We start from the raw sequence: 22,366 nt of genomic DNA on the forward strand, positions 1-22,366 counted from the left end.
CATGACCGCCCGCCTGCGCTACCAAGTCCGCATCATGCTCGACGACAAGATCGCGCTCGGCCCGGGCAAGGCCTCGCTGCTCGAAGCCATCGGCCGGCACGGTTCGATCTCGGCGGCGGCACGGGAGATGGGCATGTCTTACACCCGCGCTTGGGCGCTGGTCGATGCCATGAACCGCTGCTTTCGCCAGCCACTGGTGCTGACCGTGACCGGCGGAAAACGCGGCGGTGGTGCCGAGGTGTCGGAAGCGGGTTACGAGGTGCTGCGCCAGTATCGGGCCATGGAGGCGGCCGCCGACGGCGCGCTCGAGGGACTGTTCGACGCCATGCGCCCGAGCCTGCGCGACCGGCCGGATCTGCCGGAAGAGTCCTCGCGCTGAACCGGCGCTGAGCGCGCCTACTCGATCTGGATGCGCATCGTGCCCGGCTTGGTCTCCTGAGCGGGCTTGGCCGGCGCCTTGGCGGCCGCGGGCACCCGGCGGGCGATCAGTTCGGCGATATCGGTGTTGCCGTTTTCCAAAGCCCAGCTGTAGGCGGTGCGCTGCTGGTCGTTCACCAGCGTGGCATCGGCGCCGCGGTCGAGCAGCAGCCTGACGGTATCGATATGCCCGTTGCGGGCCGCGAACATCAAGGCCGTGGCCTGGTTGGGCGCGCGCTGATCGATCTGTGCGCCGCGATCGAGCAGCTTCCGGGCAATCTCTGTACGACCTTCGAAGGCCGCGTAGACCAGCGGCGTCCACCCATCGTGGTTGAGCGGTGCGCCGGCCGCCAGCAGGCGCTCGACGATCGGCTCATGCCCCTTGAGCACCGCCATCATCAGCGCACTGTCGCCGGCGGCATTGCGCCGGCTGCTGCGCGCACCGCCGCGCAGCAGCAGATCCACCACCGCGACTTGCCCCTCACGCGCGGCGAGCATCAGCAAGGTATTGCCGCTGGCGTCGACGGTGTCGGCTTCCAGCCCCTGACGGATCAGGCCGCTCAGCGTGTTGGTATCGCCCATCCGGGCGGCATTGATGGCGTCGTCGTAGGCACCGGCCTGTGCTTGGCTAGCGGCGGTCAGAACAAGCGCCACGAGGGCGGCGCGTTTGATGAAAAGCATGGGGCCTCACACGATATCGAACAATGTCATGAAGTTGTCGGTCGTCTGCCGTGCAATGGTTTCGACCGGCACGCCGCGCAATTCGGCGATGTGCTCTGCGACATGTTTGACGAAGCCGGGTTCATTCTGTTTGCCGCGATGGGGCACCGGCGCGAGATACGGCGAGTCGGTTTCGATCAGCATCCGGTCCAGCGGCACGTAGCGCGCCACCTCCTTCAAGGCCTTGGCGTTCTTGAAGGTGACGATGCCGGAGAAGGAAATGTAGAACCCCATGTCGAGCGCCGCTTCGGCCACCTCGCGGGTTTCGGTAAAACAATGCATCACCCCGCCAGGCACCGAGGCCTTCTCCTCGCGCATCAGGCGCAGGGTGTCGTCGGCCGAGTCGCGGGTGTGGATGATCAGCGGCTTGTTGCAGGCATGGGCGGCCTGGATGTGGGTGCGAAAGCGCACCCGTTGCCACTCGGGGCGGTCCTTGTGCCAGTAGTAGTCCAGCCCGGTCTCGCCGATGGCCACCACGCGCGGATGGGCCGCCAGTGCCAGCAGGCGGTCGACATCGGGCTCTTCGCATTCCTGGTTGTCCGGATGCACACCGACCGAGGCATAGAGGTGCGGGTGCGCCTCGGCCAGTGCCAGCACGCGCGGAAAAGTCTCGAGCTTGACGCTGACGCACAGCGCCAGCGACACGGCGTTTTGCGCCATCAGGGCGAGGATCTCGTCCTGGCGTTCGGTCAGCTCGGGGAAATCGAGGTGGCAGTGAGAATCGACGAACATGGCTCAGAGGGTATGCGTCGGCCGGTTGGAACCCAGGTGGCCGGCCAGGATGGTTTCGATGCGCCCGCGCAGCAGCTTGCTGGCGTCGTCATCCGCGAAATGCACGCCGACGCCCTGGGTCTTGCCGCCCTGCACGCCGTGCGGCGTGATCCACACCACCTTGCCCGCCACCGCATGCTTGGCCGGGTCTTCCATCAATTGCAGGAGCATGAAGACTTCGTCGCCGAGCTTGTAGTCGCGGTTGGTGGGGATGAAGATGCCGCCGTTTTTCAGAAACGGCATGTAGGCGGCGTACAGCGCCGACTTGGAATTGATGTTCAGCGACATCACGCCCGGACGGGCGGCGGCAGCGGGTTTGTTCATGAACGACCTCCGGGTCGGCTGACGGCACGCGCGTACCGCAGCAACATGTCTTCGATCAACAACCTGGGGTTCAACGGGTGCTTGACCACCCGGCGAATCTGCACCAGGGCATTGTAGCAGTCGAGCATGACGGCTTGATCGGCCCCGGCGGCACAGCGGTCGAACTGCGCCTGGCAGTCCGGAAAGTAGCGCGCCCGGGCGCCCAGCAGCGTGGCGCACAGATCCCACATCCAGCGCAGCATCCAGTCGGCCAGACGCGGCAGATCGAAGCCGGCGGCCACCGCCTCCTTGCTGCGCAGCCAGGCCTCCCAGTCGCCGGCGAGCATCAGCGGGTCCTTGCGCCCGATGCGGCCCAGATCGTCGACAAAGCGCTGACGCATGGCGGCGCCGTCGCTGGCGGCCAGTTGGGCGGCGGCCAGCGGCATGCCGCCGGTCAGCGCCAGCAGGCCGGCGTCGGCGCCTTCGCTACTGTGCTGGAGCCAGTCCAGGGCCGCAGCGGCGTCCGGGCGAGCAAAATCCCATTGCTGGCAACGGCTGCGGATGGTCGGCAGCAAGCGGCGCGGCGCCGAGGAGACGAGGACGAACACGGTGTGCTCCGGCGGCTCTTCGAGCAGCTTGAGCAGGGCGTTGGCGGTGTTGCCGTTCATGGCCTCGGCCGGATCGATGATCACCACCCGCTCACCCGATTGGTGGCCGGTGACGGTCAGTTGCTCGCGCAACTGGCGCACCTGGTCGATGACGATCTGGCTGGACGGCTTGGCCTTGCTGGCAGGTGCGGGGTCGGCGGCCTCGGCCTGATCGGCTTCCGGCACCAGGCGGCGCAGGTCGGGATGATTGCCGGACAGGCGCAGGCGGCAACCCGCACAAACCCCGCAGGCCAGGCCGTCGGCGGCTGGCGTGGCGCACAGCAGATGGGCGGCATAGGCTTCGGCGAACACCCGCTTGCCCTGCCCCGGCAAGCCGGCCAGCAGGATGGCGTGGGCACGGCGGGCGCCGGTGGCGATCAAGCGGGCCCACAGGTCGCGATGCCAGGTGTGGATCATGCGAAGAAGCGCCCGGCCAGCGTGGCGGTGATGGTCGCGGCGATGTCGGCCGGCGTGCGGCTGGCATCGATCACGCAGAAGCGCCCCGGCATCGCCGCGGCGCGCTCCAGATAGGCATCGCGGACACGCAAGAAGAAGTCCTGCTGCTCGCGCTCGAAGCGGTCCGGTGCGGCGCCGGTGCCGGCCACGCGGGCGGCGGCGATGGCCGGGTCGAGATCGAAGAGAAAGGTCAGGTCGGGCTGGAAGCCCGGGTGCACCCAGGCTTCGAGCGCGGCGAATTTGACTGCGTCGAGTCCGCGGCCGCCGACTTGGTAGGCATAGGTCGCGTCGCTGAAGCGGTCCGACACTACCCAGCGTCCGGCCGCCATGGCCGGTGCGATGCGCTGTGCCAGATGCTCGCGCCGGGCGGCGAACATCAGCAGCGCCTCGGTCTCGATATCCATGGCCTCATGCAGCAGCAGTGCGCGCAGTTGCTCGCCCAGCGGCGTACCGCCAGGTTCGCGTGTCTGCTCCAGGCCGATGTCGCGTGCTTGGAGCCAGGCGCAGGCCGCGGCGATCTGGCTGCTCTTGCCCGCGCCGTCGATGCCTTCGAAGGTGATGAATCGCGCGGGGGTGCGCGTCGCGCTCATGATCCCTTGCCTTTTTGCTGCAGTTGGAACTGGCGCACCGCTCGGTTGTGTTCGTTCAGATTGCGCGAGAACTGGGAGCTGCCGTCGCCCCGGGCGACGAAATAGTAGAACTCCGAGTGCGCCGGATTGAGCACCGCTTCGATGGCCGCCTCGCCGGGCATGGCGATCGGCGTCGGCGGCAAGCCCGGGCGGGTGTAGGTGTTGTAGGGCGAATCGCGCTCGAGATCGCGGCGGCGCAGATTGCCGTCGAAGGTGTGGCCGATGCCGTAGATTACGGTCGGGTCGGTCTGCAGCAGCATGCCGATACGCAGGCGGTTGATGAACACCGAGGCAATCAGGGGGCGGTCGTCGCCCTTGCCGGTTTCCTTCTCGACGATCGAGGCCAGAATCAGCGCCTGGTAGGGCGAATCGAACGGCAAGCCCTCGGCGCGCTTGGCCCACAGATCGTTCAGCCGCGACTGCATCTGGCCGTAGGCGCGACGCAGCACGTCGAGGTCCGAGGTGCCCCGCTCGAAGTGGTAAGTATCGGGAAAGAACAGGCCCTCGGCGTTTGTCTCGGCGGCGCCGATCTGACGCAACAGCGTGTCTTCGTCCATGTCGCGGCTGTCGTGTTGCAGATCGGGATGCGCGTCGAGCGCCGCGCGCATCTGGCGGAAGGTCCAGCCTTCGATCAGCGCCAGGCTTTGCAGCACCACGTCGCCGCGCACCAGCTTCTCGACGATCTGGCGCGGCGACACACCGTTTTCGAAGACATAGCTGCCCGCCTTGATGCGATGCGCATGCCCGCCCAGGCGCGCGAACCAGTAGAGCGTGGCCGGGCTCACCGACACGCCGCCCTCGGCCACCGCGCGGGCCGCCTGGCGCATGCTCGCGCCGCGCGGCACCTGCACTTCGACACGCTCGCCGACCACGCTCAAGGGCTGGTCGATGTACCACACCAGCGACATCGCGGCGGCAGCGATGACCAGCACCGGCAAGATCAGGGCCAACAGGATCAGGCGTTTTTTCATCGGCAGCGGCCGGGCGTTGCGGCCCCGGCGGTTCAAGCGCAACAGAAAGGAAAAGCGCGGCGGAAAGATGCCGACGCGCAGAGCGCCCTATAATATCGCATTCATTCCGGCACCGAGCGCATACAGACCATCATGGACCTCTGGACACAACTTCTCGCATCCTCCGATCTGCACCTCGAAGGCGACGCCGTGTGCCGAGCCAAACCCGCTGTCGACATCGTGCGCGCACGCGATGGCGACATCATGGTGCCGATGGTCCATCTGGGGCTGATCGACGCGGTCGGCGACGATGCCGCCGCCTTCCTGCACAGCCTGTTTTCCAACGACGTCAAGAAACTCGCCCGCGACGCGGCCCAGTGGACCAGCTTCAACAGCCCCAAGGGGCGCATGCTGGCGAGCATGCTGCTGTGGCACGGCGAGGCCGGCTACCGCCTGGCGCTGTCCGCCGATCTGCACCCCGCGCTGCTCAAGAAGCTGTCGATGTATGTGCTGCGCAGCAAGGTCAAGCTCGCGGACGGTCGCGGCGGTCGCGCGCTGCTCGGCCTCAGCAGCGCCACCTTGTCGGAGCGTCTCGGCGGCGCCAAGCTGCCGGTGCCGGCGGCGCCGATGCGCACCGTCAGCCGCGAGGGCATCACGGTGATTCGCCTCGACGCCCGGCGCGCACTCATCGACGCCCCGGCCGAGCGCATGGCCGACATCTGGACCGCGCTCGGCACGCTTGGCGTGGCGCCCGCCACGACCCTGGCCTGGCAATGGCTGGACGTGCAGGCCGGCATCCCGATGGTAACCGAGCAGACGCAGGACGACTTTGTCGCCCAGATGCTCAACTATGAATTGATCGGCGGGGTGAACTTCCAGAAGGGCTGCTATCCCGGCCAGGAGATCGTCGCGCGCACCCAGTATCTGGGCAAGCTCAAGAAGCGCATGTACCGCCTGACCGCCCCGGCCAGCGCCGCGCCGCACACCGGCGACGAGCTGTACGCCCCGGCCTTCGACAGCCAGTCGGTGGGCAAGCTGGTCACCGTCGTGCCGTCGCCCAATGGCGGTTTCGAAGCCTTGGCGGTGTTGCAGATGCAGGCCGCCGAGGCCGGCGAGATCCATCTTGGCGCGACCGACGGCCCCAAGCTGCGGCTCGCCACCCTGCCCTACACGCTCGAGCCCGTGCAACGGGGCGCATGAGCACGCCGGCACGGCTGCCCGAAGGACGCATGTCTGCTCGAGTGAGCGACCTCTATGTCTACTACCGGGTCGATCCGGCCCGCACGGATGACGCCCGGCGTGCCGCGCAGCGTGTGCTCGACGCGGTGGCCGAGGCCACCGGCGTGAGCGGCAGCCTGCATCGGCGCGCCGACGATCCATTGACCTGGATGGAGGTGTATCGGGCGGTGCCTGACGCCGATCGCTTCCTGCCCGCGCTGGCGCATGCCGCGCATGCGGCCGATATCGACGCGCATCTCGACGGTGCGCGGCATGTGGAGCATTTCGTCCCGTGTGCCTGATCGCCGTGGCCTGGCGCCAGCACCCCGACTACCCGCTGATCGTCATCGCCAACCGCGACGAGTTCTTCGAGCGCCCCACGGCGCCGGCCGCCTGGTGGCCCGAGATGCCCGATTTCCTCGCCGGGCGCGACCTGCGCGGCGGGGGCACGTGGCTCGGTGTCGGGCGCGACGGCCGCTTTGCCGCACTGACCAACTTCCGCGATCCGACCCGCTTGCGTGACGACGCACGCAGCCGCGGCGATCTGGTGGTGCGCGCCGCGACCGGCGACCTCCCGGCCCAGGCGATCGGGCAACAGATCGCCGCCGAGCGTGCCCACTACAACCCGTTCAATCTGCTGGTCTGCGACGGCGAGGCACTGGTCGTGGTCGAGAGCATGACCGGCCGCTGCAGCACGCTCGAACCGGGCATCCACACCCTCTCCAACCACCTGCTCGACACCCCGTGGCCAAAGGCACGGGTCGCGCGGCGCGGCCTCGAGACGGCGACCGGGGGCACCCCCGATGTCGACGCATTGATCGATCTGCTGCACAACGACCGGCCGGCTGCGGACGCCGAGTTGCCCGCGACCGGCGTGCCGCTGGCCCTGGAACGCATGCTGTCGAGCTGCTTCATTCGCGCGCCGGGCTACGGCACCCGCTGCACCACCGTCGTGCTGCGTTCGGCGGACGGCCAGGTGCGCTTCGTCGAGGCGCGCTGGAATAGCGAAGGCCAGCCCGACGGGCGCACCGACGAATCGTTTACGGTGCGCTGACCTCCAGCCGCCGCTGCATGGCCTGATGCGGCAAACCGGCTTCCTGATAGACCGCGCCGACCTCGACGAAACCATGCCGACGGTAGAAGGCGCAGGCGTGGGTCTGCGCGTTGAGGCACACCTCGGTCAAGCCGCGCCGCCGGGCTTCGTCGATCAGCGCGAGCAACACCCGGCTGCCCAGCCCGGCACCCCGATGCGCGGCAGCCACCGCCATCCGGCCGATGTGCCCGTCCGGCAGCAAGCGCCCGGTGGCGATGACCGCACCGCTGGCGTCGGTGATCGCCGCATGGCGCGAGCGCGCATCGAAGGCGTCGTGCTCGATCTCGGCCGGCACGCCCTGCTCCACCACGAACACCGCCACGCGCAACGGCATTACCCGTGGCTGCGCGGCCGGCCAGTCGAGAATCTCCACGTTCATCGGATCTCCACCTCGGTGTCGGTGTCGACCAGCTCGAACAGCTCGACCACATCCCGGTTGGCCATGCGCACGCAGCCGTGCGAACGCGGCACGCCCATCGGTTCGGTGTCCGGCGTGCCGTGGATGTAGATGTAGCGCTGCATGCTGTCGACCTTGCCCAACCGGTTGCGGCCCGGCTCCAGGCCCGACAGCCACAGGATGCGGCTGAGAATCCAGTCGCGCGACGGATGGGCGGCGCCGAGTGCCTCGCTCCACACCTCACCGGTCGGCCGCCGCCCGACGAATACCGCGCGGATCGGCTGGCCGCCGCCGATGCGTGCGCGAATCCGGTGACGACCGCGCGGCGTACAGCCCGAATCCCGACATTCGCCCGGACCGTTGGTCGCGGTCGATACCCGGTAGCGGCGCAGTACCGTGCCATCGGCGTCCATCAAGCGCATCTCCTGCGTGGCCAGATCGATCAGCAGCTTCATGTCAGCTCTTTTGTCGCGCCACCGCGCGACGCATGGCGAAAAAGTCGGACAGCATCCGGCTGCATTCCTCCGCCAGTACGCCGCCTTCGATGCGAGCATGATGATTGAGCCGCGCCTCGGAGAACAAATCGAGCACGCTGCCGGCCACGCCCGTCTTGGGATCGCGGGCGCCGTACACGATGCGGGCGATGCGCGCATGCATCATCGCGCCGGCGCACATCATGCACGGCTCGAGGGTGACGAACAGCTCGCAGCCAGGCAGACGGTAGTTGCCCAGCCGGGCCGCCGCATCGCGCAGTGCCACCACCTCGGCATGAGCCGTCGGATCATGGCGGCCGATCGGCTGATTGAAGCCCCGACCGACGATCTGGCCCTGATACACCACCACCGCGCCCACCGGTACTTCGCCGGCATCCGCGGCCTCTTGCGCCAGCGCCAGCGCGGTGCTCATGAATGCGTCATCATGCATGGGCTCAAGTTCACTCCGGATAATTCGTCATTCTACTCATAGCCGGCTCTGCGCTTGCAGGCGCACAACGGCTAAACTGGGGCACTCCGTTTCCAGCGATCGGGTATCGAGGCATTGAAGACGTCCGTTTCTTCCTATCCAGTCATAGCGCTTGGCCTCGCCTGGGGCCTGTGGCTGATCGCCCAGTTCGTCGCCCCCGGCACCATGGCATGGGCGCTGGTGCCTGCGCTGGCCTCCGTCTGGGCGGTACGCGCGGCCAGACGCCAAGCGCCGACAGTCGACACCCCGGCCCCGCCCGACCACACCGACGCCCCGACGGACAACAAACGCCCGCCCTCGCCCGACACCCTGGCCCGGGATGTCGAGGAGGCCCTCGCCTGCCGCGGGCACATCCTCTACCGCCTCGACCTGAAGCGACAGGCCTACGACTACATCTCGCCCGTCATCGGAAACCTGATCGGCCATGCGCCGAGCAGCCTCATCGAAGATGGCGGATGGGTTCATCTGCGTTCGCGCATTCCGCCGGGCGACACCGAACTGATCCGCGAACGTACCCGCCAGGCCCTTGAAGCCAGCCCGGCCGGCCCCTGCGACATCGAACTGGAGTACCGCATCCAGGACGCGCGCGGGCAGATGCGATGGCTGCGCGACTCGGTGCGCCTGATGCGCGACGACGCCGGGCGCGTTTGCCATACCACCGGCGCGGCCATCGAGATCACCGAAACCAAGGCCGCCGAGGAGCGCCTGCGGGTGACCTTGCGGGCCATCGGCGACGCAGTGATGGCCACCGACACCGCCGGCCGCATCACCTTGTTCAACCCTGGCGCCGCCACCCTGACCGGCTGGCAGGAAGACGAAGCGCTCGGCCGGCCGATCGACGAGGTGCTGGTCTTTGCCCCCAATGCCGACAAGCACCCCGTGGCCCTGCCGATCGACGCCGTCCTGAAAACCGGAACGGCCATGCGCAGCCCCGAGGCGATGATCCTGATCGATCGCCACGGCCAGCGCATTCCGGTGCTCGACAGCACCGCACCGATCCAGATGGCCGGCGACCCGGCGCCGCTCGGCGCGGTCATCGTGCTGCATGACGAGCGCGCCAGCAGCGAATCGCTGCGACGCCTCAACGAGAGCGAAGCGCGCTACCGGACGCTGGTCGAAAGCTCGCCGGTGGGCATCTTCCACTTCGACCGCAAACAGCACATCACCTTCGTCAACACCCGCTTCTCCGACATTCTGGAGCGCCCGCACGAGCAACTCGTCGGCCTGGACCTGCACACCCTCGCCGACGCGGCCGTGCTGCCGGCCGTGCGTGCCGCGCTCGAAGGGCATCAGGGTCGCTACGAAGGGCCCTACCACGACCCCCAGTCGGGTCGGGAAATCCGCTTCTCGATCCGTACCGCCCCGGTGTTCGACGCGGCCGGCGAAGTGGTCGGTGGGGTCGGCATCGTCGAGGACAACACCGCCAAATACGATGCGGAGCGCAAGCTGCGCGAGAGCGAGACGCGCTACGCGCTGGCCATGCGCGGCACCAACGAGGGGCTGTGGGACTGGAACCCGCTGACCATGGAGCTGTTCCTCTCCTCGCGCCTGATGGCCTTGCTGGGCGAGGCGGCCGAATCGCTGCGCACCACCAGCGACGCCTGGCTGGCACGCATGCACCCGGACGACCGCGACGTCTATTACCTGCGCATGGTCGCCCATCTCAAGGGCGAGACCCAGCACTTCGAGCTTGAATTCCGCATGGCCACGCATGACGGCAGCTACCGCTGGTTCCGCTCGCGCGGCATTGCGCAGCGTGACGAAAGCGGCAACGCCTATCGCATGGTCGGCTCGATGGGCGACATCACCGCCCGCAAGCGCGCCGAAATGCAGCTGACCAACGAGCTGGCCTTCTCCCGCACGCTGGTCGACAGCCTGCCGGTCGGCCTGTGCGTGGCCCGGCGCGACGGCAGCCTGACCCTGCTCAACCCCTACTTCAGCCGGCTCACCGGACACACTGCCGACGACCTCGACCGCCTCTCGGTTGCCGATCTGATCATCGCCGAAGACCGCCCGGTGATCCTCCAGCGCCTGGAGCGCGCCTTCGACGAAGGGGCCGCGTGGGCCGAAACCCAGGTCGAAGCGCGCGACGGACGGCGCCTGCCGGTCAGCTTTCTGGCGCGCCGGGTCACGCTGCACGACATCGACCAACTCCTGTGCATCGCCACCGACATCTCCGAGCGCAAGAATGCCGAGCTGCAAATGCGCAACCTCAACCGCGAGCTGGAGATCCGCGTTACCGACCGCACCGCCCAACTCGCCGCCGCCGTCAAGGAACTCGAAACCTTCAGCTACTCGGTGTCGCACGACCTGCGCTCTCCGCTGCGCGCCATCGACGGCTATGCCCGAATCATTCGCGACGACTATCACGAGGCCTTCACCCCGGAGGCGCACAAGCTGTTCGAGCGCATGCTGGCGGCCGTCTCGCGCATGAGCGAGCTGATCGACGACCTGCTGGAGTTGTCGCGCGTATCGCGGCGCCCGCTCAACCGCAAGTCGATCGACCTCAGCCACATGGCCGGACAGGTCGTCGGCGCATTGGCGCAGAACCAGCCTCAGCGCCAGGTCGAGGTGCATATCGCCCCCGACATGACCGTTTTTGCCGACGCCAAGCTCTTGCAGATCGCGGTCGAGAACCTGCTCGGCAACGCGTGGAAATTCACCGCCAAGCGCCCCCAGGCCGAGATCCGCTTCTTCACCGCCAAAGCCGGTCCCGAGACCGTGTTCTGCGTCGAGGACAATGGCGCCGGCTTCGACATGCGCTATGCCGACAAGCTCTTCGGCCCCTTCCAGCGCCTGCATACCGACCGCGACTTCGAAGGCACCGGTATCGGCCTGGCCACGGTGTCGCGCATCATCCAGCGCCATGGCGGCCGGGTATGGGCCGAAGGCGAAATTGATCGCGGTGCGCGCTTTTACTTCACGCTGGGCAGCATCGACAAGTAAGCCCGCGCCCGCTCAGCGCCGCCCTTTGCGCCACAGGCCGAACAGCACGGTGAGCAAGCCGAACAGCAACTCGTCGGCAAACGGCAGCGGATCGGGCACCAGCAGGTCGACGATGAAGAGCACGGCGGTCAGCGCGAACACCTGCGGAAACCGCAGGCGCCCGGCCCATTGCAGGATCGCGCCGATCAAGGGCGTTGCCATCGCCATCCTCCGAGAGGTTCGCCGACCGGCAAATCGCCCGCGGCATTGCCGTATCGTAACGCGCAGCGGCTTTGCCGGCCGGCGCCCGATCAATCGTCGTCATCATCATCGTTTCGGTCACGGCGATCGCGCCGGTGCGTCTGGACGGGCATTGGTCGATCACCAAAGGCCGCGCGGAACACCTCCGCCGCCGTGAACGCGCAGTCAGGATGCTCGGACACCGTATCCAGCATGGCCGTATCCGGTTTGGCCCGGTCGCCGACCTGCGCCTGGATTCGGGCGCGGATCTGCTCGCAGGTTTCGGTCCGCGGTGTTGCCGCGTGGGCCTGCCCTGCCAGCAAGGCAACGAGTGCAAGCGCGGAGAGCGATTTGAAGCAGGTGGTCGTCATGGCGAGCTCCGGTGTGTGGTCGATGGCTGCACTATGCCGGCGGGGCGCTGAACGACTCCTGAATCTTCCGTTCATCCCGGGTTCATCCGCCCTGCGCCGCCAATCGGCGGCCACGGGCACGCCATCCACCCTGCGCCCAAGCGCAGGCCCGAGGGGGCGCGCCACGCGAGCATTCCAACGCACCGGGTCATCCGATTGAAAAAATGCTCCTGCCTATGTGCGCTAGCGCATAGAACGGTGCCGACCGAGGGAGCAAGCTGGGCCAACACGATCAGGAACGCCCATCCGCCAACATGTATGGCCGGGCGAGGCGTTCTCATGCAAATCACCGACAAGGGCGGCATGGACAAGAAGCAGTTCACCATCGAAATGGCAAATGAATTCCATCGGCGCATGGCGTCCATCATCGACGCTGTCCAGGCCGGAATCTGGGAGGCCGGGCTGCACGATCTGCTCGGCTACGATTCCGACTACGGTTTTGGCCAGCAGCGCGGCATACAAACCCTGGTCCTGAAAACGGGCCACCGCTCCGCCTATCTTCGGCTGTACTGGGACGCCATCCTCGGCGAATCCCAAGCCGACCGACAGCTTGTCGACGACGCCGTCAAGCGCGCCATCAACACCTTGGTCTGAGCGCTCTTCGCGCATCGAGGCACCGTCATGACCTACTGCGTCGGCATACAGCTCGACAGCGGATTGATTCTCGCGTCCGACTCGCGCACCCACGCCGGGGTCGACAACTTCGCCTGCTTCAGCAAGATGAGCGTGTTCGAGCGCCCCGGCGACCGGGTGATTGCGCTCCTCAGCTCCGGCAACCTGGCAGGCACCCAGGCGGTCATCGGTCTGCTCAAGCAGCACGCCGCCCGCTCGGCCGACGGCAGCCTGTGGCAGGCCGAGTCCATGTTCGACACTGCGATGCTGGTGTCGGATGCCATGCGAGAGGTGGATCGACGCGACGGCCAGCACCTGACGGAAAGCGACGTCGGGTTCAACGCCTCGTTCATTCTCGGCGGCCAGATCGTGGGCGAGCCGCCACGCCTCTTCCGGATCTACGCCGAAGGCAACTTCATCGAGGCCGGCCAGGAGACCCCCTATCTTCAAACGGGCGAAACCAAGTACGGGAAACCGATCATCGACTGGGTCATCACCCCGGCCACCCCGCTCAACGAGGCGGCAAAGTGCGCCCTGGTGTCTTTCGATTCCACGATGCGAAGCAACCTGTCCGTCGGCATGCCCATCGATCTGCTCTGTTACGAGCGGGACAGTCTCGAAGTCCGGATGCGTCGCCGCTTCGATGTCGGAGATGCGTACTTCGGCGCGCTCGGCAAGCAATGGAGCGAGGGCACGCGCCAAGTGTTCCGAGAGCTGCCCGACCTGGACTGGTAGGGCGCTCGATGAGCACGGCCCCCATTCTGCGCAGCGCGGACCATGATCATGAGGCAAGCGCGCGGCTGGTGATCAGCTGCGAGCATGGCGGCAACCGGATTCCCGCGCACTATCGTCATTTCTTTCAGGCCCACCAGGCCGTGCTGACAACCCACCGCGGCTACGACGCCGGCGCCCTGCGCATGGCGCGGGAACTGGCCGCCGCATTCGACGCCCCGCTGGTGTTCGCCACGGTGAGCCGCCTGCTGGTGGACCTGAATCGCTCTGTCGACCATCGTCATCTCCATCTGGCACAGATCCGAAGCGCACCGGCCAGCGTGCGGCAAGGCATCTTGCGCCAGCATTATCAACCGTACCGGAATGAGGTCGAGCGCCTCGTCAGACAGGCGATCGCCGACCACGGCCGGGTGATCCATCTCGCGTCACACAGCTTCACCCCGGAATTGAACGGCAAAGTGCGTCATGCCGACATCGGGCTGCTCTACGATCCGGCCCGGCCCGGCGAAGCGCAGTTTTGCGAGCGCTGGAAAATGGCCCTCAAGCAATGTGCCCCGGCACTCGTCGTTCGCCGCAACTACCCTTACGCCGGCAAAAACGACGGGCTGGCCCGTCACCTTCGCCGCGCGCTGCCGCCCGACACCTATTTGGCAATCGAGCTGGAAATCAACCAGAAACACGTCGCCGGGAATGCCCGCGCATGGGCCCGGCTGCGACAGGTGATCGTCGACGCCCTGCGCCAGGTCCTGGACCGCGCCGGGCCCGATACCGCATCCATTCCGCCGCCCTCTTCCCCCTCATCGTCAGCGCCGGCCAGCGGGTCGCGCCGGCGGCAAGCAGGAGCACTCCCATGAAGATTCGCATTGGCTACGAACTGATCTACGAATGCCCTCAACCAACGCCCATGATCCTGAGCTTGAGCGTGCACTACTCGCGCGTGTCGGACATCATCAGGCCGGACCATCTGATTGCCGATCCACCGGTCCCGATCACCGCCTATCGCGACAGCTTCGGCAATTGGTGCAGTCGTATCGTCGCGCCCAAGGGCCTGCTCAAACTGTCTACCGATGCCCTGGTGAACGATACCGGCCTGCCCGACAGCATTGTTCCCGAGGCGAGGCAGACACCGGTGGAAACGCTGCCCGACGAGACCCTGCTGTTTCTCCTGGGAAGCCGTTACTGCGAGACCGATCGCCTGTCGGAGACCGCCTGGAGGCTGTTCCACACGTCACCGCCGGGATGGGCGCGCGTCCAGGCGATCTGCGACTTCGTGCACCACCACATCGCTTTCGGCTATGAACACGCGTGCTCCACCAAGACGGCATGGGAAGTCTACCGGCAGAAAGCTGGCGTCTGCCGCGACTACGCCCATCTGGCCATCACCTTCTGTCGTTGCATGAACATTCCCGCCCGCTACTGCACGGGCTATCTTGGGGATATCGGCATGCCGCCGCCCTACGGCCCAATGGACTTCGCCGGCTGGTTCGAGGCCTACCTCGACGGCAATTGGTACACCTTCGATGCGCGCAACAACATGCCGCGCATCGGGCGGGTGCTGATCGCCCGCGGCCGCGACGCGGCCGACGTGGCCCTCAGCAACACCTTCGGTCCCAACACCCTGAAGCAATTCAAGGTATTCACGGACGAAGTGGTCTAACCGAGCCCGGCCCCGCTACCCCATCACCTTGGCGTAGACGGTGTTGTCGGCGGCGTAGCACCCGCAGCAAACGGATTCCAGCGCCGCCCGATCGACAATCGTGATATCGCCGCGCCGATAGCCGATCAGCCCGCGCGCCCGCAGCGAAGATGCCGCCTTGGTCACACCGACGCGGCGCACACCGAGCATGTAGGCAAGAAAATCATGGGTGACATGGAATGTTGGCGAATGGGCACGGTCGCCACTCATCAAGAGCCAGCGGGCGAGACGTGCTTCGACCACGTGGAAGCGGGAGCAGGCGGCGGTTTGGGCCAGCTGACCGAGGACCACTGCGATATAGCGCTTGAGGACGCCCTGGAGCGCGGAACTGAGGGCCAACTCGTGGCAAAACCGCGCCGCATCGAGGCGGAGGGCCATGCCCTCCCCTTGCACCACCGCGTGGAAGGGGGAACGGTCCACACCGAGGCTCAGCGAAATCCCGAGCATGCCTTCATCGCCGACCAGACCCACCTCCAGGCCGGAATGGCCGCTGACGGGCATGACCAGGGAAATGAAGGACTGGGTCGGAAAATAGACATGGCGAATGGGATCGCCGGGCTCGGTCAGGACGTCTCCGAATGCGAGCTTCACCGACTCACAGCCCGACAAAAAGCGCCGACGGTCCTTGGACGGCAAGGCAGAGAGCAGCCGATTGGCCGGGGGCATGGCGGTGCTCCTGAATGATTGTCTTCGCAGCTTGAACGCGCCAGGCGCCGACGTCTGGACGCTGGCGCACAGAAGGGGCGATCCGTGGGCAATCTCGGGCCACCTCGGAGTCGGGCACAGCCGGGCGCCGGGAATCGGCGCAATTACCGACTGGAGGGGTCAGTTGACAAGGCGCCGTGCGGCATCGGATGCCGGCGTGGCAACGGACAACCCTGGCTCTGTACGGCAGCAAACGGACAATGGGGGGACGGATCTCTAAGCTCGTTTCATCGGAGCCCGCAGGCCCGGAGCAATGCGAAATCGATGAACGCAGCGCGCCCCAGACGATGGCACGTGTTTGTCCGGCTCGACCTACCGATGCGGCACGCCCAGGCTCACCCATGAAGGAACGATATGAACACGCTCAACGTCAACAGGATTGCCCTGAATCTTGGCTTCGTGCCAAGGGGATCACGAGGAACTACATGATGATGAAACTCAAAAGACACACTGGCGCAACCTTGCTCATGGGTGCGCTGCTCGTCGCATTGTCCGGCTGCCAGAAGGACGAAGGCCCGATGGAACGGACCGGCAAGGAAGTCGACAAAGCGATGGAAAAAACCGGACAACAGATCGAAAAGGCCGGCGACGCCATCCAGGATGCCGCCAAGGGCGACGACAAGAAGTAATCGATGCGCCGCGCCCCACGGGTACCGCTACCGGGGCGCGGTTTCGCCCATCGGCCGCGACCGGGGCTGCCGGTTTCCACCTCCCGTGCGGCCAGAAGCCTAGGCTGCTTTGACGGATGCTCACCCTGGGGCCTTGGTGGCCCCGGGGCGCCCCTCCTGTCCACGGGGAAAGCCCCGAATGGATAAGCTGCCACAAAGTGCCGCTAGTCTGTATAGGGCAACAGCCGGTCGAACTCCTTCTTCACCACCGCGTAGCACTCACAGGTCCGTGCTTCCAGACCGGCACGATCCAGCACCGCGATGTGGCCCCGGCGGTATTCGATCAGACCCGCCCGCTGCACGTTGCCGGCAGCCTCGGTGACCCCCTCGCGGCGCACGCCGAGCATGTTGGCGATCAGCTCTTGGGTCATGACCAGCTCGTTGGTGGGCAGACGGTCGAGAGACAGCAACAGCCAACGGCAGAACTGTTGGTCCAGGGAGTGATGCCGGTTGCACACGGCCGTCTGGGCCATCTGCGTGATCAGGGCCTGGGTATAGCGCAACAGCAGGCGCTGCATCGGTCCGGCGCGCAGGAATTCGTCCTTGAGCAACTGCCCCGGCAAACGGTAGGCAAGGCCGGCGCTTTGCACCACGGCCCGACTGGGCGTGGTTTCGCCGCCCATGAAAAGCGACACACCGACGACCCCCTCGTTGCCGACCACGGCGATCTCGGCAGACGCGCCGTCTTCCATCACATACAGCAGGGACACGATGGCCGTGGTCGGAAAATAGATATGGCGCATTTGCGCGCCGGATTCATACAGGACGTGCCCCAGCGGCATCGGGGTCTCTTCCAGCTTGGGGAAAAGGCGCTCGCGGTCTTCAACCGGCAAAGCGGCGAGAAGGTGATTCTGGCGCGGGTCTTGGGTTTCAGGCACGGGTGTTCTCCAAACACAGCAATGTGCGAAAGCCCGCGTCGGAACGACAGCCATTCCGGGCCTCCGCCGTGTTTTACTTTAAACAGGCCGGACAGGCCATGTATGTGCGCTTTCGTACAGCCCGGCGAGACTTCGAGCGAGCCGCTGCCTACAGCATACCGCGCCCCGCATCGAACAAGCTTGCCGCCACCGCACGGACCCGGGTTCTGTTCGACACCGCACAGATCTTCGCGGATGGCACCTTTAGCCTATACAAGCCGTCGCGAGTTCCGACCTCCCGGCGGCGCAGGATCGCCTCGCCACCCGAGCCACCGACGGTGGTATGCGGAGGCCTGTGTGATGAAAACAGTCGGACGAGAGGACGCATGACATGAGCCGAGACATCTTTGCACAGAGCCGGGTGTCGTTCAGAGGCGGGGCCATCGCCAACAATGCGCCACTGCCGATCGAGTGTTTTGGCACAGCCGGCCGGGATGGGCGTATACGTTTCCTGCGCCTTGGCCTCAGACACGCAGCCGAGGCTGCTCTTCGGACGGGCGTGCAGCGACGCCCGATGCGCGACACGCTCCGGCTGAGGGCGCACGCGGCACACTCCGAACACCCCGAGCCGTGAAACCGGCCCCGCTCCGGCTCCTTCTCGTCGAGCATGACCGCTGCGCCGACGAAACCATGCCCCTGGCGCTGACGGTGGCGGATCGCGCCGCCTATCGGGTTGAGCGGGTGACGGGACTGGCAGATGCCCTTGCCCGGCTGAATCAGGATGGATTCGACGTGGTCGTGCTCGACGGCGCACTGCCGGATCGGCATCAGAGTGTCGCCGCCTTGAGACAGGCGACGCCGCATGCGCTGATTTTGCGCTTCAGCGCAGAGCACGAAGGCGGCATTGAATGGCGGGTCGTCGGCGATGGCACCCAGGGCCGTATCACCCGCGACGATGCCGACGCCGACGGATTTCTCCCCACCCTGGCGACGCTTGTCGCACACCGGGCGAACCAGGAAGCGCTGCATCTCAGCGAGGCGCGTTTTCGATCGATCAGCGAAGCATCTCCCTTGGGCATCTTCGTGTCGGACGATCAGGGGGCATGCATCTACACCAATCCGGCCTATCACGAGATCTCCGGCCTGAACTTCGGCGAGACTCACGGAACGGACTGGAGCATGGCCATCCACCCGGACGATCGCCCGGGCGTGCTCGCCCAGTGGCATGACGCGTTGCGGAATCAGACCCCCTTCCAGGCGGAGGTGCGTTTCGTGCGCGGGGACGGAAGCGTTGTTTGGACCCGTCTCAACCGTGCCGTCACGCAAGACGGCGCGATGTGCCTCGGGCATGTGGAAACCGTGGAAGACATCAGTCAACGAAAAGCGACCGAAGCGGTGCTGCGCGCAGCGGAGGACGACCTGTTCGCCGAACGGGAGCGCGCCCAGGTCACGCTCAATTCCATCGGCGACGCCGTACTGAGCACCAACATGCAGGGGAGCGTGACCTATCTGAATTCGGCCGCGGAGACCATGACCGGCTGGCCGCTGGCGGATGCGCTGGGTCGCCCGTTGGCCGAGGTCTTCCGGATCGTTGACGGCACGACCCGTCAGAACGCACCCAACCCGGCGCAGCGAGCCATCTCGGAGGACCGTACCGTGGGCCTTGCCGCGAATTGCCTGTTGATCCGCCGCGACGGCACCGAGTCGGCCATCGAGGACTCCGCCGCACCGATCCACAACCGCGACGGTCAGGTGGCGGGCGCCGTGATCGTATTTCACGATGTCAGCAAATCCCATGCGGCGGCGATCAAGCTGGCCCATCTGGCCCAGCATGACTTTCTCACCGGCCTCCCCAATCGGGTGTTGCTGACCGAACGGATCTCCCAGGCGATCGGTCTGGCCCACCGGCATCACGCTCAGGCGGCCCTGCTCTTCATCGATCTGGATCACTTCAAGAACATCAACGACTCATTGGGCCACGGCGTTGGCGATCAAATGCTCAAGGCCGTGGCCGAACGCCTGTCCCGATGTGTGCGCGCCACCGATACCGTGGGCCGCCTGGGGGGCGACGAATTCCTGATTCTGCTGCCGGAAATCGATCAACCCGAGGATACGGTCTGGGTTGCCGAAAAAATCCTGGCCTCCCTGGCCACGCCCTTCCTCATTGGCGAGCACGAACTGCATGTCACCCCAAGCATTGGCATCGGTATCTATCCGGACGACGGAATCGACGTCGATACCATGATGCAGAGCGCCGATACCGCCATGTACCACGCCAAGAGCAAGGGGCGGAACAACCATCAGTTTTTCACGTCCGAAATGAACGCCCGTGTCGTGCGCCGCCTGGCCATCGAGAGCCGGCTGCACCGCGCCCTCAAGCAGGGCGAATTCGAGCTGTATTACCAACCGAAGATGGATCTCGTCTCGGGGAAAATGACCGGTGCCGAAGCGCTGATTCGCTGGCACGATCCTGAGCTCGGCCTGGTCGTTCCCGAGCAGTTTATGGCGATCGCGGAAGAATGCGGCCTCATCGTTCCCATCGGCCGCTGGGTACTCCGGGAAGCCTGCCGGCAAGTCCAGACCTGGCTGGCAAATGGCTTGCACGCCGTGCCGGTGGCGGTGAACATCTCGGCGCTGGAGTTCAGGCACAAGGACTTTCTGACGAGCTTCGCGCTGACGCTGAAAGAAACCGGTGTGCCGCCCCGGTTCGTGCAGGTCGAGTTGACCGAATCGCTGCTCATGCACAATGCCGAGTCGTCCATGGCAGTGCTGCGCGCCCTCAAGCGCATGGGCATCGCGCTTGTCATCGACGATTTCGGTACTGGCTATTCCAGCCTGAGCTACTTAAAACAGTTCCCTATCGATACGCTGAAGATCGACCAATCCTTCGTGCGCGACATTGTCAGCGATGGCGATGATGCGAGCATCGTTTCAGCGGTCATCGGTATGGGCATCAAGCTCAAGCGGCGCGTCATTGCGGAGGGCGTTGAGACGCAAGAGCAACGCGCCTTCCTCCTGGCGCAGCACTGCGACGAAGCGCAAGGCTATCTGTTCGGATATCCCGTGCCCGCGAAGGAGTTCGCGCTATCGCTCGATCAACAGGTGCATGGTTTGCGCGAATAAGGCGCCACGCCGTTCGGATAGGGTTTTGACCGCGTGGAGGCGCTCAGCAGCCGTTGTGATCGTTCGGACGCAGGTCCCGCCGATCAGAAGCACCGCCCTCGTGATCGTCGCGATCCGGCCGGTCCACCCAGATGAGCTGTCCCGATGGTGCCCGCCGCCCACCTGCGGACGGTCGTAGGCAACGCAGCCGGAGACGAGCCCGGTAGTGGCCATCGGCAATACCGTCAGTGTGATCGTGGTCCTTCGTGAACGACATGCATGGCTCGACAGCCGCCATCTCGCCCGGGCCGCCGGCATCGTGCCATGTCGTTCATCCAGGGCATGGACTTCGTCCTGGATGTCGATGCGACATCCGGCGTGAATTCTGAAACGCCTTGCGGCGATTTCGACGTCTTATCGAAAGCCGAAAAACGACAACACGGCCAGGACGACGACGACCAGCCCAACGATATATATGACGCTGTTCATAGCAAGACCTCCACGGATTGGATGACCGAATCGCAGCTCCCGCGCGATTGACGCCATCGACGCCAAAGCTACGCGCCTTGCCACAGCGGTTCAGTACGCTGGCACACACAGATGACGCGTTTCGCCCTGCCTCGGAAAACCCACTGCAGGCGGCTCTGCGGCGCACTGGTGCAGCCTTGTGTGCGCCAGCGTACCGATTACGTCGGCCGGCGTGGCTATGCTGCCTACAGGTTTCGACACAAACAGCAGAGGCGTTCGATGAACGCTTGCCGCGAACCGGGATGTCCTGACCGACGGCGTCGCGAACAGGCCCCGAGTTGGCCTTTTTCGATTGGAAACAAGCCGTTCCATCTACCTCTGGAGAGAATCACCATGAAATCATTTGGCAAGTACCTATCGGCCGCTTTTCTGGCAGTGACACTGATGACAGCCGTCGGCTGTGCCTCCACCAGCAGGCAGGAAGGCATGGGTGAATACATGGACGACAGCGTCATCACCTCGAAAGTCAAGGCGGCCATCTTCAACGACGGCATGCTGAAATCGGCTGAAATCAACGTCGAAACATTCAAGGGCGTGGTGCAACTGAGCGGGTTTGTGAGTACCCGGGCGGCTGCCGACAAGGCGATCGAGGTCGCACGTGGTGTCAGCGGCGTGAAGTCGGTCAAGGACGACATGCGCATCAAGTAAGCGACGGCCGGTTGCCCCATTCGGCAACCGGCCAAGGCTAAAACCATCGCCTCGTGACCATCGCCATCCCTGCCAACCATCCGCGACGTTTTGCCCTCAACGACGAGTTGCACGCCCGTCCATCCGAGGAGAGCGACATCCCGGAGCAGGCATAGTATCTGGCGCTCGCCACCGCCCAACCGCCCAACCGCCCGGCGGAGTATGAATGCATCGTTGAGCGGTGCACACGCTACGGTGTGCCACCCCGTGCGCGGGATCTCAACCACGTCCAATTGGCCAAAGCCTTCAAGGCCGACGTCTTCGACGACATCGCGGGCTTCCGCATTCGGCGGCCATCTCATTGCACCGCGCTGTCTTCAGACCGGCGCCATTTGCGCAAAACACGGTGATTGTGCTGCCACCGAAATACCCAGGGCTCCCGCAGCTACGCGCCCGTCATCAATCGTCATCCTCCTCCTCGTCCTGCGGTTCGAAGCCGAGCAGTTCGGCACGGTACTCATCGGACGTGGCGGCCAGCAACCGCTTGGTCTTGATGCTGGCCTTGCGTGAGGCGTTCAGCCGAATGAGGTTCAACGCGATGTGGCGTACCAGCGCCAGGTTGTGGGCAACGTGTCCGGTGCGGGCACGGGCGTAGTCGTCGGCGAACTGCACATCCAGGCACCAATGCAGCCGATTCTCT

General features: G+C 65.7%; 27 protein-coding genes. 13 read left to right on the forward strand and 14 right to left on the reverse strand.

The window, feature by feature from the left end:
* Position 1 precedes the first annotated feature (1 nt).
* Positions 2–379, forward strand: a complete 378-nt coding sequence (locus I8J34_RS19710) for a winged helix-turn-helix domain-containing protein (RefSeq protein WP_214363348.1) — start codon at positions 2–4, stop codon at positions 377–379.
* Between the two features lie 17 nt (positions 380–396).
* Here the strand turns inward: I8J34_RS19710 and I8J34_RS19715 are convergent, their stop codons facing one another.
* Genes I8J34_RS19715 through mltG form a run of 6 tightly spaced genes read right to left on the reverse strand, consistent with a single transcriptional unit; the run spans position 397 to position 4,914 of the window.
* The gene (locus I8J34_RS19715) at positions 397–1,098 is read right to left on the reverse strand and encodes an ankyrin repeat domain-containing protein (RefSeq protein WP_214363349.1); all 702 of its coding nucleotides are present in this window, start codon (positions 1,096–1,098) and stop codon (positions 397–399) included.
* 6 nt (positions 1,099–1,104) lie between these two features.
* A complete protein-coding gene (locus I8J34_RS19720; protein WP_214363350.1) occupies positions 1,105–1,869 on the reverse strand; it encodes a TatD family hydrolase in 765 nt (254 codons plus the stop codon).
* A gap of 3 nt (positions 1,870–1,872) precedes the next feature.
* Complete coding sequence (locus I8J34_RS19725; RefSeq protein WP_214363351.1) at positions 1,873–2,232, reverse strand: PilZ domain-containing protein; 360 nt, start codon at positions 2,230–2,232, stop codon at positions 1,873–1,875.
* Complete coding sequence (gene holB, locus I8J34_RS19730) at positions 2,229–3,275, reverse strand: DNA polymerase III subunit delta' (RefSeq protein WP_214363352.1); 1,047 nt, start codon at positions 3,273–3,275, stop codon at positions 2,229–2,231. Before holB ends, I8J34_RS19725 begins: the two co-directional genes overlap by 4 nt.
* On the reverse strand, positions 3,272–3,904 hold the full coding sequence (tmk, locus tag I8J34_RS19735) for a dTMP kinase (RefSeq protein ID WP_214363353.1): 633 nt from the start codon (positions 3,902–3,904) through the stop codon (positions 3,272–3,274). The genes holB and tmk overlap by 4 nt, the downstream gene beginning before the upstream one ends.
* Positions 3,901–4,914 (reverse strand): endolytic transglycosylase MltG, encoded by a 1,014-nt coding sequence (gene mltG, locus I8J34_RS19740; RefSeq protein WP_214363354.1) that lies wholly within the window; start codon positions 4,912–4,914, stop codon positions 3,901–3,903. The genes tmk and mltG overlap by 4 nt, the downstream gene beginning before the upstream one ends.
* A gap of 132 nt (positions 4,915–5,046) precedes the next feature.
* Between mltG and ygfZ the strand changes: the two genes are divergently transcribed.
* The 3 genes from ygfZ to I8J34_RS19755 are packed head-to-tail and all read left to right on the forward strand — an operon-like array spanning position 5,047 to position 7,165.
* A complete protein-coding gene (ygfZ, locus tag I8J34_RS19745) occupies positions 5,047–6,093 on the forward strand; it encodes a CAF17-like 4Fe-4S cluster assembly/insertion protein YgfZ (RefSeq protein WP_214363355.1) in 1,047 nt (348 codons plus the stop codon).
* Positions 6,094–6,122: 29 nt separating this feature from the next.
* Positions 6,123–6,413, forward strand: coding sequence for a DUF4936 family protein (locus tag I8J34_RS19750; RefSeq protein WP_214363356.1), 291 nt, complete (start codon positions 6,123–6,125; stop codon positions 6,411–6,413).
* Positions 6,404–7,165: an NRDE family protein gene (locus I8J34_RS19755; RefSeq protein ID WP_214363357.1), complete on the forward strand. Its 762-nt coding sequence runs from the start codon at positions 6,404–6,406 to the stop codon at positions 7,163–7,165. The genes I8J34_RS19750 and I8J34_RS19755 overlap by 10 nt, the downstream gene beginning before the upstream one ends.
* Here the strand turns inward: I8J34_RS19755 and I8J34_RS19760 are convergent.
* From I8J34_RS19760 to tadA, 3 genes are read right to left on the reverse strand one after another with little or no spacing between them, the layout of a single operon-like run.
* Positions 7,152–7,583: a GNAT family N-acetyltransferase gene (locus I8J34_RS19760; RefSeq protein WP_214363358.1), complete on the reverse strand. Its 432-nt coding sequence runs from the start codon at positions 7,581–7,583 to the stop codon at positions 7,152–7,154. The genes I8J34_RS19755 and I8J34_RS19760 overlap by 14 nt on opposite strands.
* Positions 7,580–8,056 carry a L,D-transpeptidase gene (locus I8J34_RS19765; protein ID WP_214363359.1) on the reverse strand — a complete coding sequence of 159 codons (477 nt, stop codon included), beginning with the start codon at positions 8,054–8,056 and terminating at the stop codon, positions 7,580–7,582. The genes I8J34_RS19760 and I8J34_RS19765 overlap by 4 nt, the downstream gene beginning before the upstream one ends.
* Before the next feature lies 1 nt (position 8,057).
* A complete protein-coding gene (gene tadA, locus I8J34_RS19770) occupies positions 8,058–8,525 on the reverse strand; it encodes a tRNA adenosine(34) deaminase TadA (protein WP_214363360.1) in 468 nt (155 codons plus the stop codon).
* A gap of 114 nt (positions 8,526–8,639) precedes the next feature.
* Here tadA and I8J34_RS19775 point away from each other — a divergent pair, with 114 nt between their 5' ends.
* Entirely contained in the window at positions 8,640–11,510 is a 2,871-nt protein-coding gene (locus I8J34_RS19775; protein WP_214363361.1) for a PAS domain S-box protein, read from the forward strand.
* Positions 11,511–11,522: 12 nt separating this feature from the next.
* Here I8J34_RS19775 and I8J34_RS19780 read toward each other — a convergent pair whose 3' ends face one another.
* Together I8J34_RS19780 and I8J34_RS19785 are read right to left on the reverse strand one after the other, a co-directional pair.
* Positions 11,523–11,711, reverse strand: a complete 189-nt coding sequence (locus tag I8J34_RS19780; RefSeq protein WP_214363362.1) for a DUF6116 family protein — start codon at positions 11,709–11,711, stop codon at positions 11,523–11,525.
* An 89-nt stretch (positions 11,712–11,800) separates the two neighbouring features.
* The gene (locus tag I8J34_RS19785; protein ID WP_214363363.1) at positions 11,801–12,100 is read right to left on the reverse strand and encodes a hypothetical protein; all 300 of its coding nucleotides are present in this window, start codon (positions 12,098–12,100) and stop codon (positions 11,801–11,803) included.
* Between the two features lie 318 nt (positions 12,101–12,418).
* Here I8J34_RS19785 and I8J34_RS19790 point away from each other — a divergent pair, with 318 nt between their 5' ends.
* The 4 genes from I8J34_RS19790 to I8J34_RS19805 are packed head-to-tail and all read left to right on the forward strand — an operon-like array spanning position 12,419 to position 15,140.
* Positions 12,419–12,733 (forward strand): hypothetical protein, encoded by a 315-nt coding sequence (locus I8J34_RS19790; protein WP_214363364.1) that lies wholly within the window; start codon positions 12,419–12,421, stop codon positions 12,731–12,733.
* 27 nt (positions 12,734–12,760) lie between these two features.
* Positions 12,761–13,486 (forward strand): proteasome-type protease, encoded by a 726-nt coding sequence (locus I8J34_RS19795; protein ID WP_214363365.1) that lies wholly within the window; start codon positions 12,761–12,763, stop codon positions 13,484–13,486.
* Between the two features lie 8 nt (positions 13,487–13,494).
* Positions 13,495–14,337 (forward strand): N-formylglutamate amidohydrolase, encoded by an 843-nt coding sequence (locus tag I8J34_RS19800; protein WP_214363366.1) that lies wholly within the window; start codon positions 13,495–13,497, stop codon positions 14,335–14,337.
* Positions 14,334–15,140 carry a transglutaminase-like domain-containing protein gene (locus tag I8J34_RS19805; protein WP_214363367.1) on the forward strand — a complete coding sequence of 269 codons (807 nt, stop codon included), beginning with the start codon at positions 14,334–14,336 and terminating at the stop codon, positions 15,138–15,140. Before I8J34_RS19800 ends, I8J34_RS19805 begins: the two co-directional genes overlap by 4 nt.
* Before the next feature lie 15 nt (positions 15,141–15,155).
* Here I8J34_RS19805 and I8J34_RS19810 read toward each other — a convergent pair whose 3' ends face one another.
* Entirely contained in the window at positions 15,156–15,845 is a 690-nt protein-coding gene (locus tag I8J34_RS19810; protein ID WP_214363368.1) for a Crp/Fnr family transcriptional regulator, read from the reverse strand.
* A gap of 464 nt (positions 15,846–16,309) precedes the next feature.
* Between I8J34_RS19810 and I8J34_RS19815 the strand changes: the two genes are divergently transcribed.
* A complete protein-coding gene (locus I8J34_RS19815) occupies positions 16,310–16,513 on the forward strand; it encodes a hypothetical protein (protein WP_214363369.1) in 204 nt (67 codons plus the stop codon).
* 203 nt (positions 16,514–16,716) lie between these two features.
* Here I8J34_RS19815 and I8J34_RS19820 read toward each other — a convergent pair whose 3' ends face one another.
* On the reverse strand, positions 16,717–17,430 hold the full coding sequence (locus I8J34_RS19820; protein ID WP_230411925.1) for a Crp/Fnr family transcriptional regulator: 714 nt from the start codon (positions 17,428–17,430) through the stop codon (positions 16,717–16,719).
* Between the two features lie 669 nt (positions 17,431–18,099).
* On the opposite strand from I8J34_RS19820, the gene I8J34_RS19825 reads away from it, so the two are divergent.
* From I8J34_RS19825 to I8J34_RS19835, 3 genes are all read left to right on the forward strand, one after another.
* Positions 18,100–20,532: a bifunctional diguanylate cyclase/phosphodiesterase gene (locus I8J34_RS19825; RefSeq protein ID WP_214363370.1), complete on the forward strand. Its 2,433-nt coding sequence runs from the start codon at positions 18,100–18,102 to the stop codon at positions 20,530–20,532.
* Positions 20,533–20,835: 303 nt separating this feature from the next.
* Positions 20,836–21,051, forward strand: coding sequence for a hypothetical protein (locus tag I8J34_RS19830; protein WP_214363371.1), 216 nt, complete (start codon positions 20,836–20,838; stop codon positions 21,049–21,051).
* Positions 21,052–21,372: 321 nt separating this feature from the next.
* Positions 21,373–21,687: a BON domain-containing protein gene (locus tag I8J34_RS19835; protein ID WP_214363372.1), complete on the forward strand. Its 315-nt coding sequence runs from the start codon at positions 21,373–21,375 to the stop codon at positions 21,685–21,687.
* Between the two features lie 438 nt (positions 21,688–22,125).
* Here I8J34_RS19835 and I8J34_RS19840 read toward each other — a convergent pair.
* The coding region (locus tag I8J34_RS19840; RefSeq protein ID WP_367575907.1) for a transposase at positions 22,126–22,366 on the reverse strand (241 nt) is incomplete at its 5' end.

Origin of the sequence: Denitromonas iodatirespirans (genome assembly GCF_018524365.1) — a bacterium.
GTDB classification, from domain to species: Bacteria; Pseudomonadota; Gammaproteobacteria; order Burkholderiales; family Rhodocyclaceae; genus Nitrogeniibacter; species Nitrogeniibacter iodatirespirans.

What these genes read in the sequence shown, in the direction of transcription:
- I8J34_RS19725 (WP_214363351.1), bottom strand. Translation starts at nt 2,232, where the DNA reads ATGAACAAACCCGCTGCCGCCGCCCGTCCGGGCGTGATGTCGCTGAAC.
- I8J34_RS19715 (WP_214363349.1), bottom strand. Translation starts at nt 1,098, where the DNA reads ATGCTTTTCATCAAACGCGCCGCCCTCGTGGCGCTTGTTCTGACCGCC.
- I8J34_RS19795 (WP_214363365.1), top strand. Translation starts at nt 12,761, where the DNA reads ATGACCTACTGCGTCGGCATACAGCTCGACAGCGGATTGATTCTCGCG.
- I8J34_RS19780 (WP_214363362.1), bottom strand. Translation starts at nt 11,711, where the DNA reads ATGGCAACGCCCTTGATCGGCGCGATCCTGCAATGGGCCGGGCGCCTG.
- I8J34_RS19825 (WP_214363370.1), top strand. Translation starts at nt 18,100, where the DNA reads ATGCCCCTGGCGCTGACGGTGGCGGATCGCGCCGCCTATCGGGTTGAG.
- I8J34_RS19830 (WP_214363371.1), top strand. Translation starts at nt 20,836, where the DNA reads ATGTCGTTCATCCAGGGCATGGACTTCGTCCTGGATGTCGATGCGACA.
- I8J34_RS19785 (WP_214363363.1), bottom strand. Translation starts at nt 12,100, where the DNA reads ATGACGACCACCTGCTTCAAATCGCTCTCCGCGCTTGCACTCGTTGCC.
- I8J34_RS19835 (WP_214363372.1), top strand. Translation starts at nt 21,373, where the DNA reads ATGAAATCATTTGGCAAGTACCTATCGGCCGCTTTTCTGGCAGTGACA.
- I8J34_RS19720 (WP_214363350.1), bottom strand. Translation starts at nt 1,869, where the DNA reads ATGTTCGTCGATTCTCACTGCCACCTCGATTTCCCCGAGCTGACCGAA.
- I8J34_RS19790 (WP_214363364.1), top strand. Translation starts at nt 12,419, where the DNA reads ATGCAAATCACCGACAAGGGCGGCATGGACAAGAAGCAGTTCACCATC.
- I8J34_RS19815 (WP_214363369.1), top strand. Translation starts at nt 16,310, where the DNA reads ATGATGATGAAACTCAAAAGACACACTGGCGCAACCTTGCTCATGGGT.
- tmk (WP_214363353.1), bottom strand. Translation starts at nt 3,904, where the DNA reads ATGAGCGCGACGCGCACCCCCGCGCGATTCATCACCTTCGAAGGCATC.
- I8J34_RS19810 (WP_214363368.1), bottom strand. Translation starts at nt 15,845, where the DNA reads ATGCCCCCGGCCAATCGGCTGCTCTCTGCCTTGCCGTCCAAGGACCGT.
- I8J34_RS19710 (WP_214363348.1), top strand. Translation starts at nt 2, where the DNA reads ATGACCGCCCGCCTGCGCTACCAAGTCCGCATCATGCTCGACGACAAG.
- holB (WP_214363352.1), bottom strand. Translation starts at nt 3,275, where the DNA reads ATGATCCACACCTGGCATCGCGACCTGTGGGCCCGCTTGATCGCCACC.
- I8J34_RS19800 (WP_214363366.1), top strand. Translation starts at nt 13,495, where the DNA reads ATGAGCACGGCCCCCATTCTGCGCAGCGCGGACCATGATCATGAGGCA.
- I8J34_RS19760 (WP_214363358.1), bottom strand. Translation starts at nt 7,583, where the DNA reads ATGAACGTGGAGATTCTCGACTGGCCGGCCGCGCAGCCACGGGTAATG.
- I8J34_RS19765 (WP_214363359.1), bottom strand. Translation starts at nt 8,056, where the DNA reads ATGAAGCTGCTGATCGATCTGGCCACGCAGGAGATGCGCTTGATGGAC.
- I8J34_RS19750 (WP_214363356.1), top strand. Translation starts at nt 6,123, where the DNA reads ATGTCTGCTCGAGTGAGCGACCTCTATGTCTACTACCGGGTCGATCCG.
- ygfZ (WP_214363355.1), top strand. Translation starts at nt 5,047, where the DNA reads ATGGACCTCTGGACACAACTTCTCGCATCCTCCGATCTGCACCTCGAA.
- tadA (WP_214363360.1), bottom strand. Translation starts at nt 8,525, where the DNA reads ATGCATGATGACGCATTCATGAGCACCGCGCTGGCGCTGGCGCAAGAG.
- mltG (WP_214363354.1), bottom strand. Translation starts at nt 4,914, where the DNA reads ATGAAAAAACGCCTGATCCTGTTGGCCCTGATCTTGCCGGTGCTGGTC.
- I8J34_RS19805 (WP_214363367.1), top strand. Translation starts at nt 14,334, where the DNA reads ATGAAGATTCGCATTGGCTACGAACTGATCTACGAATGCCCTCAACCA.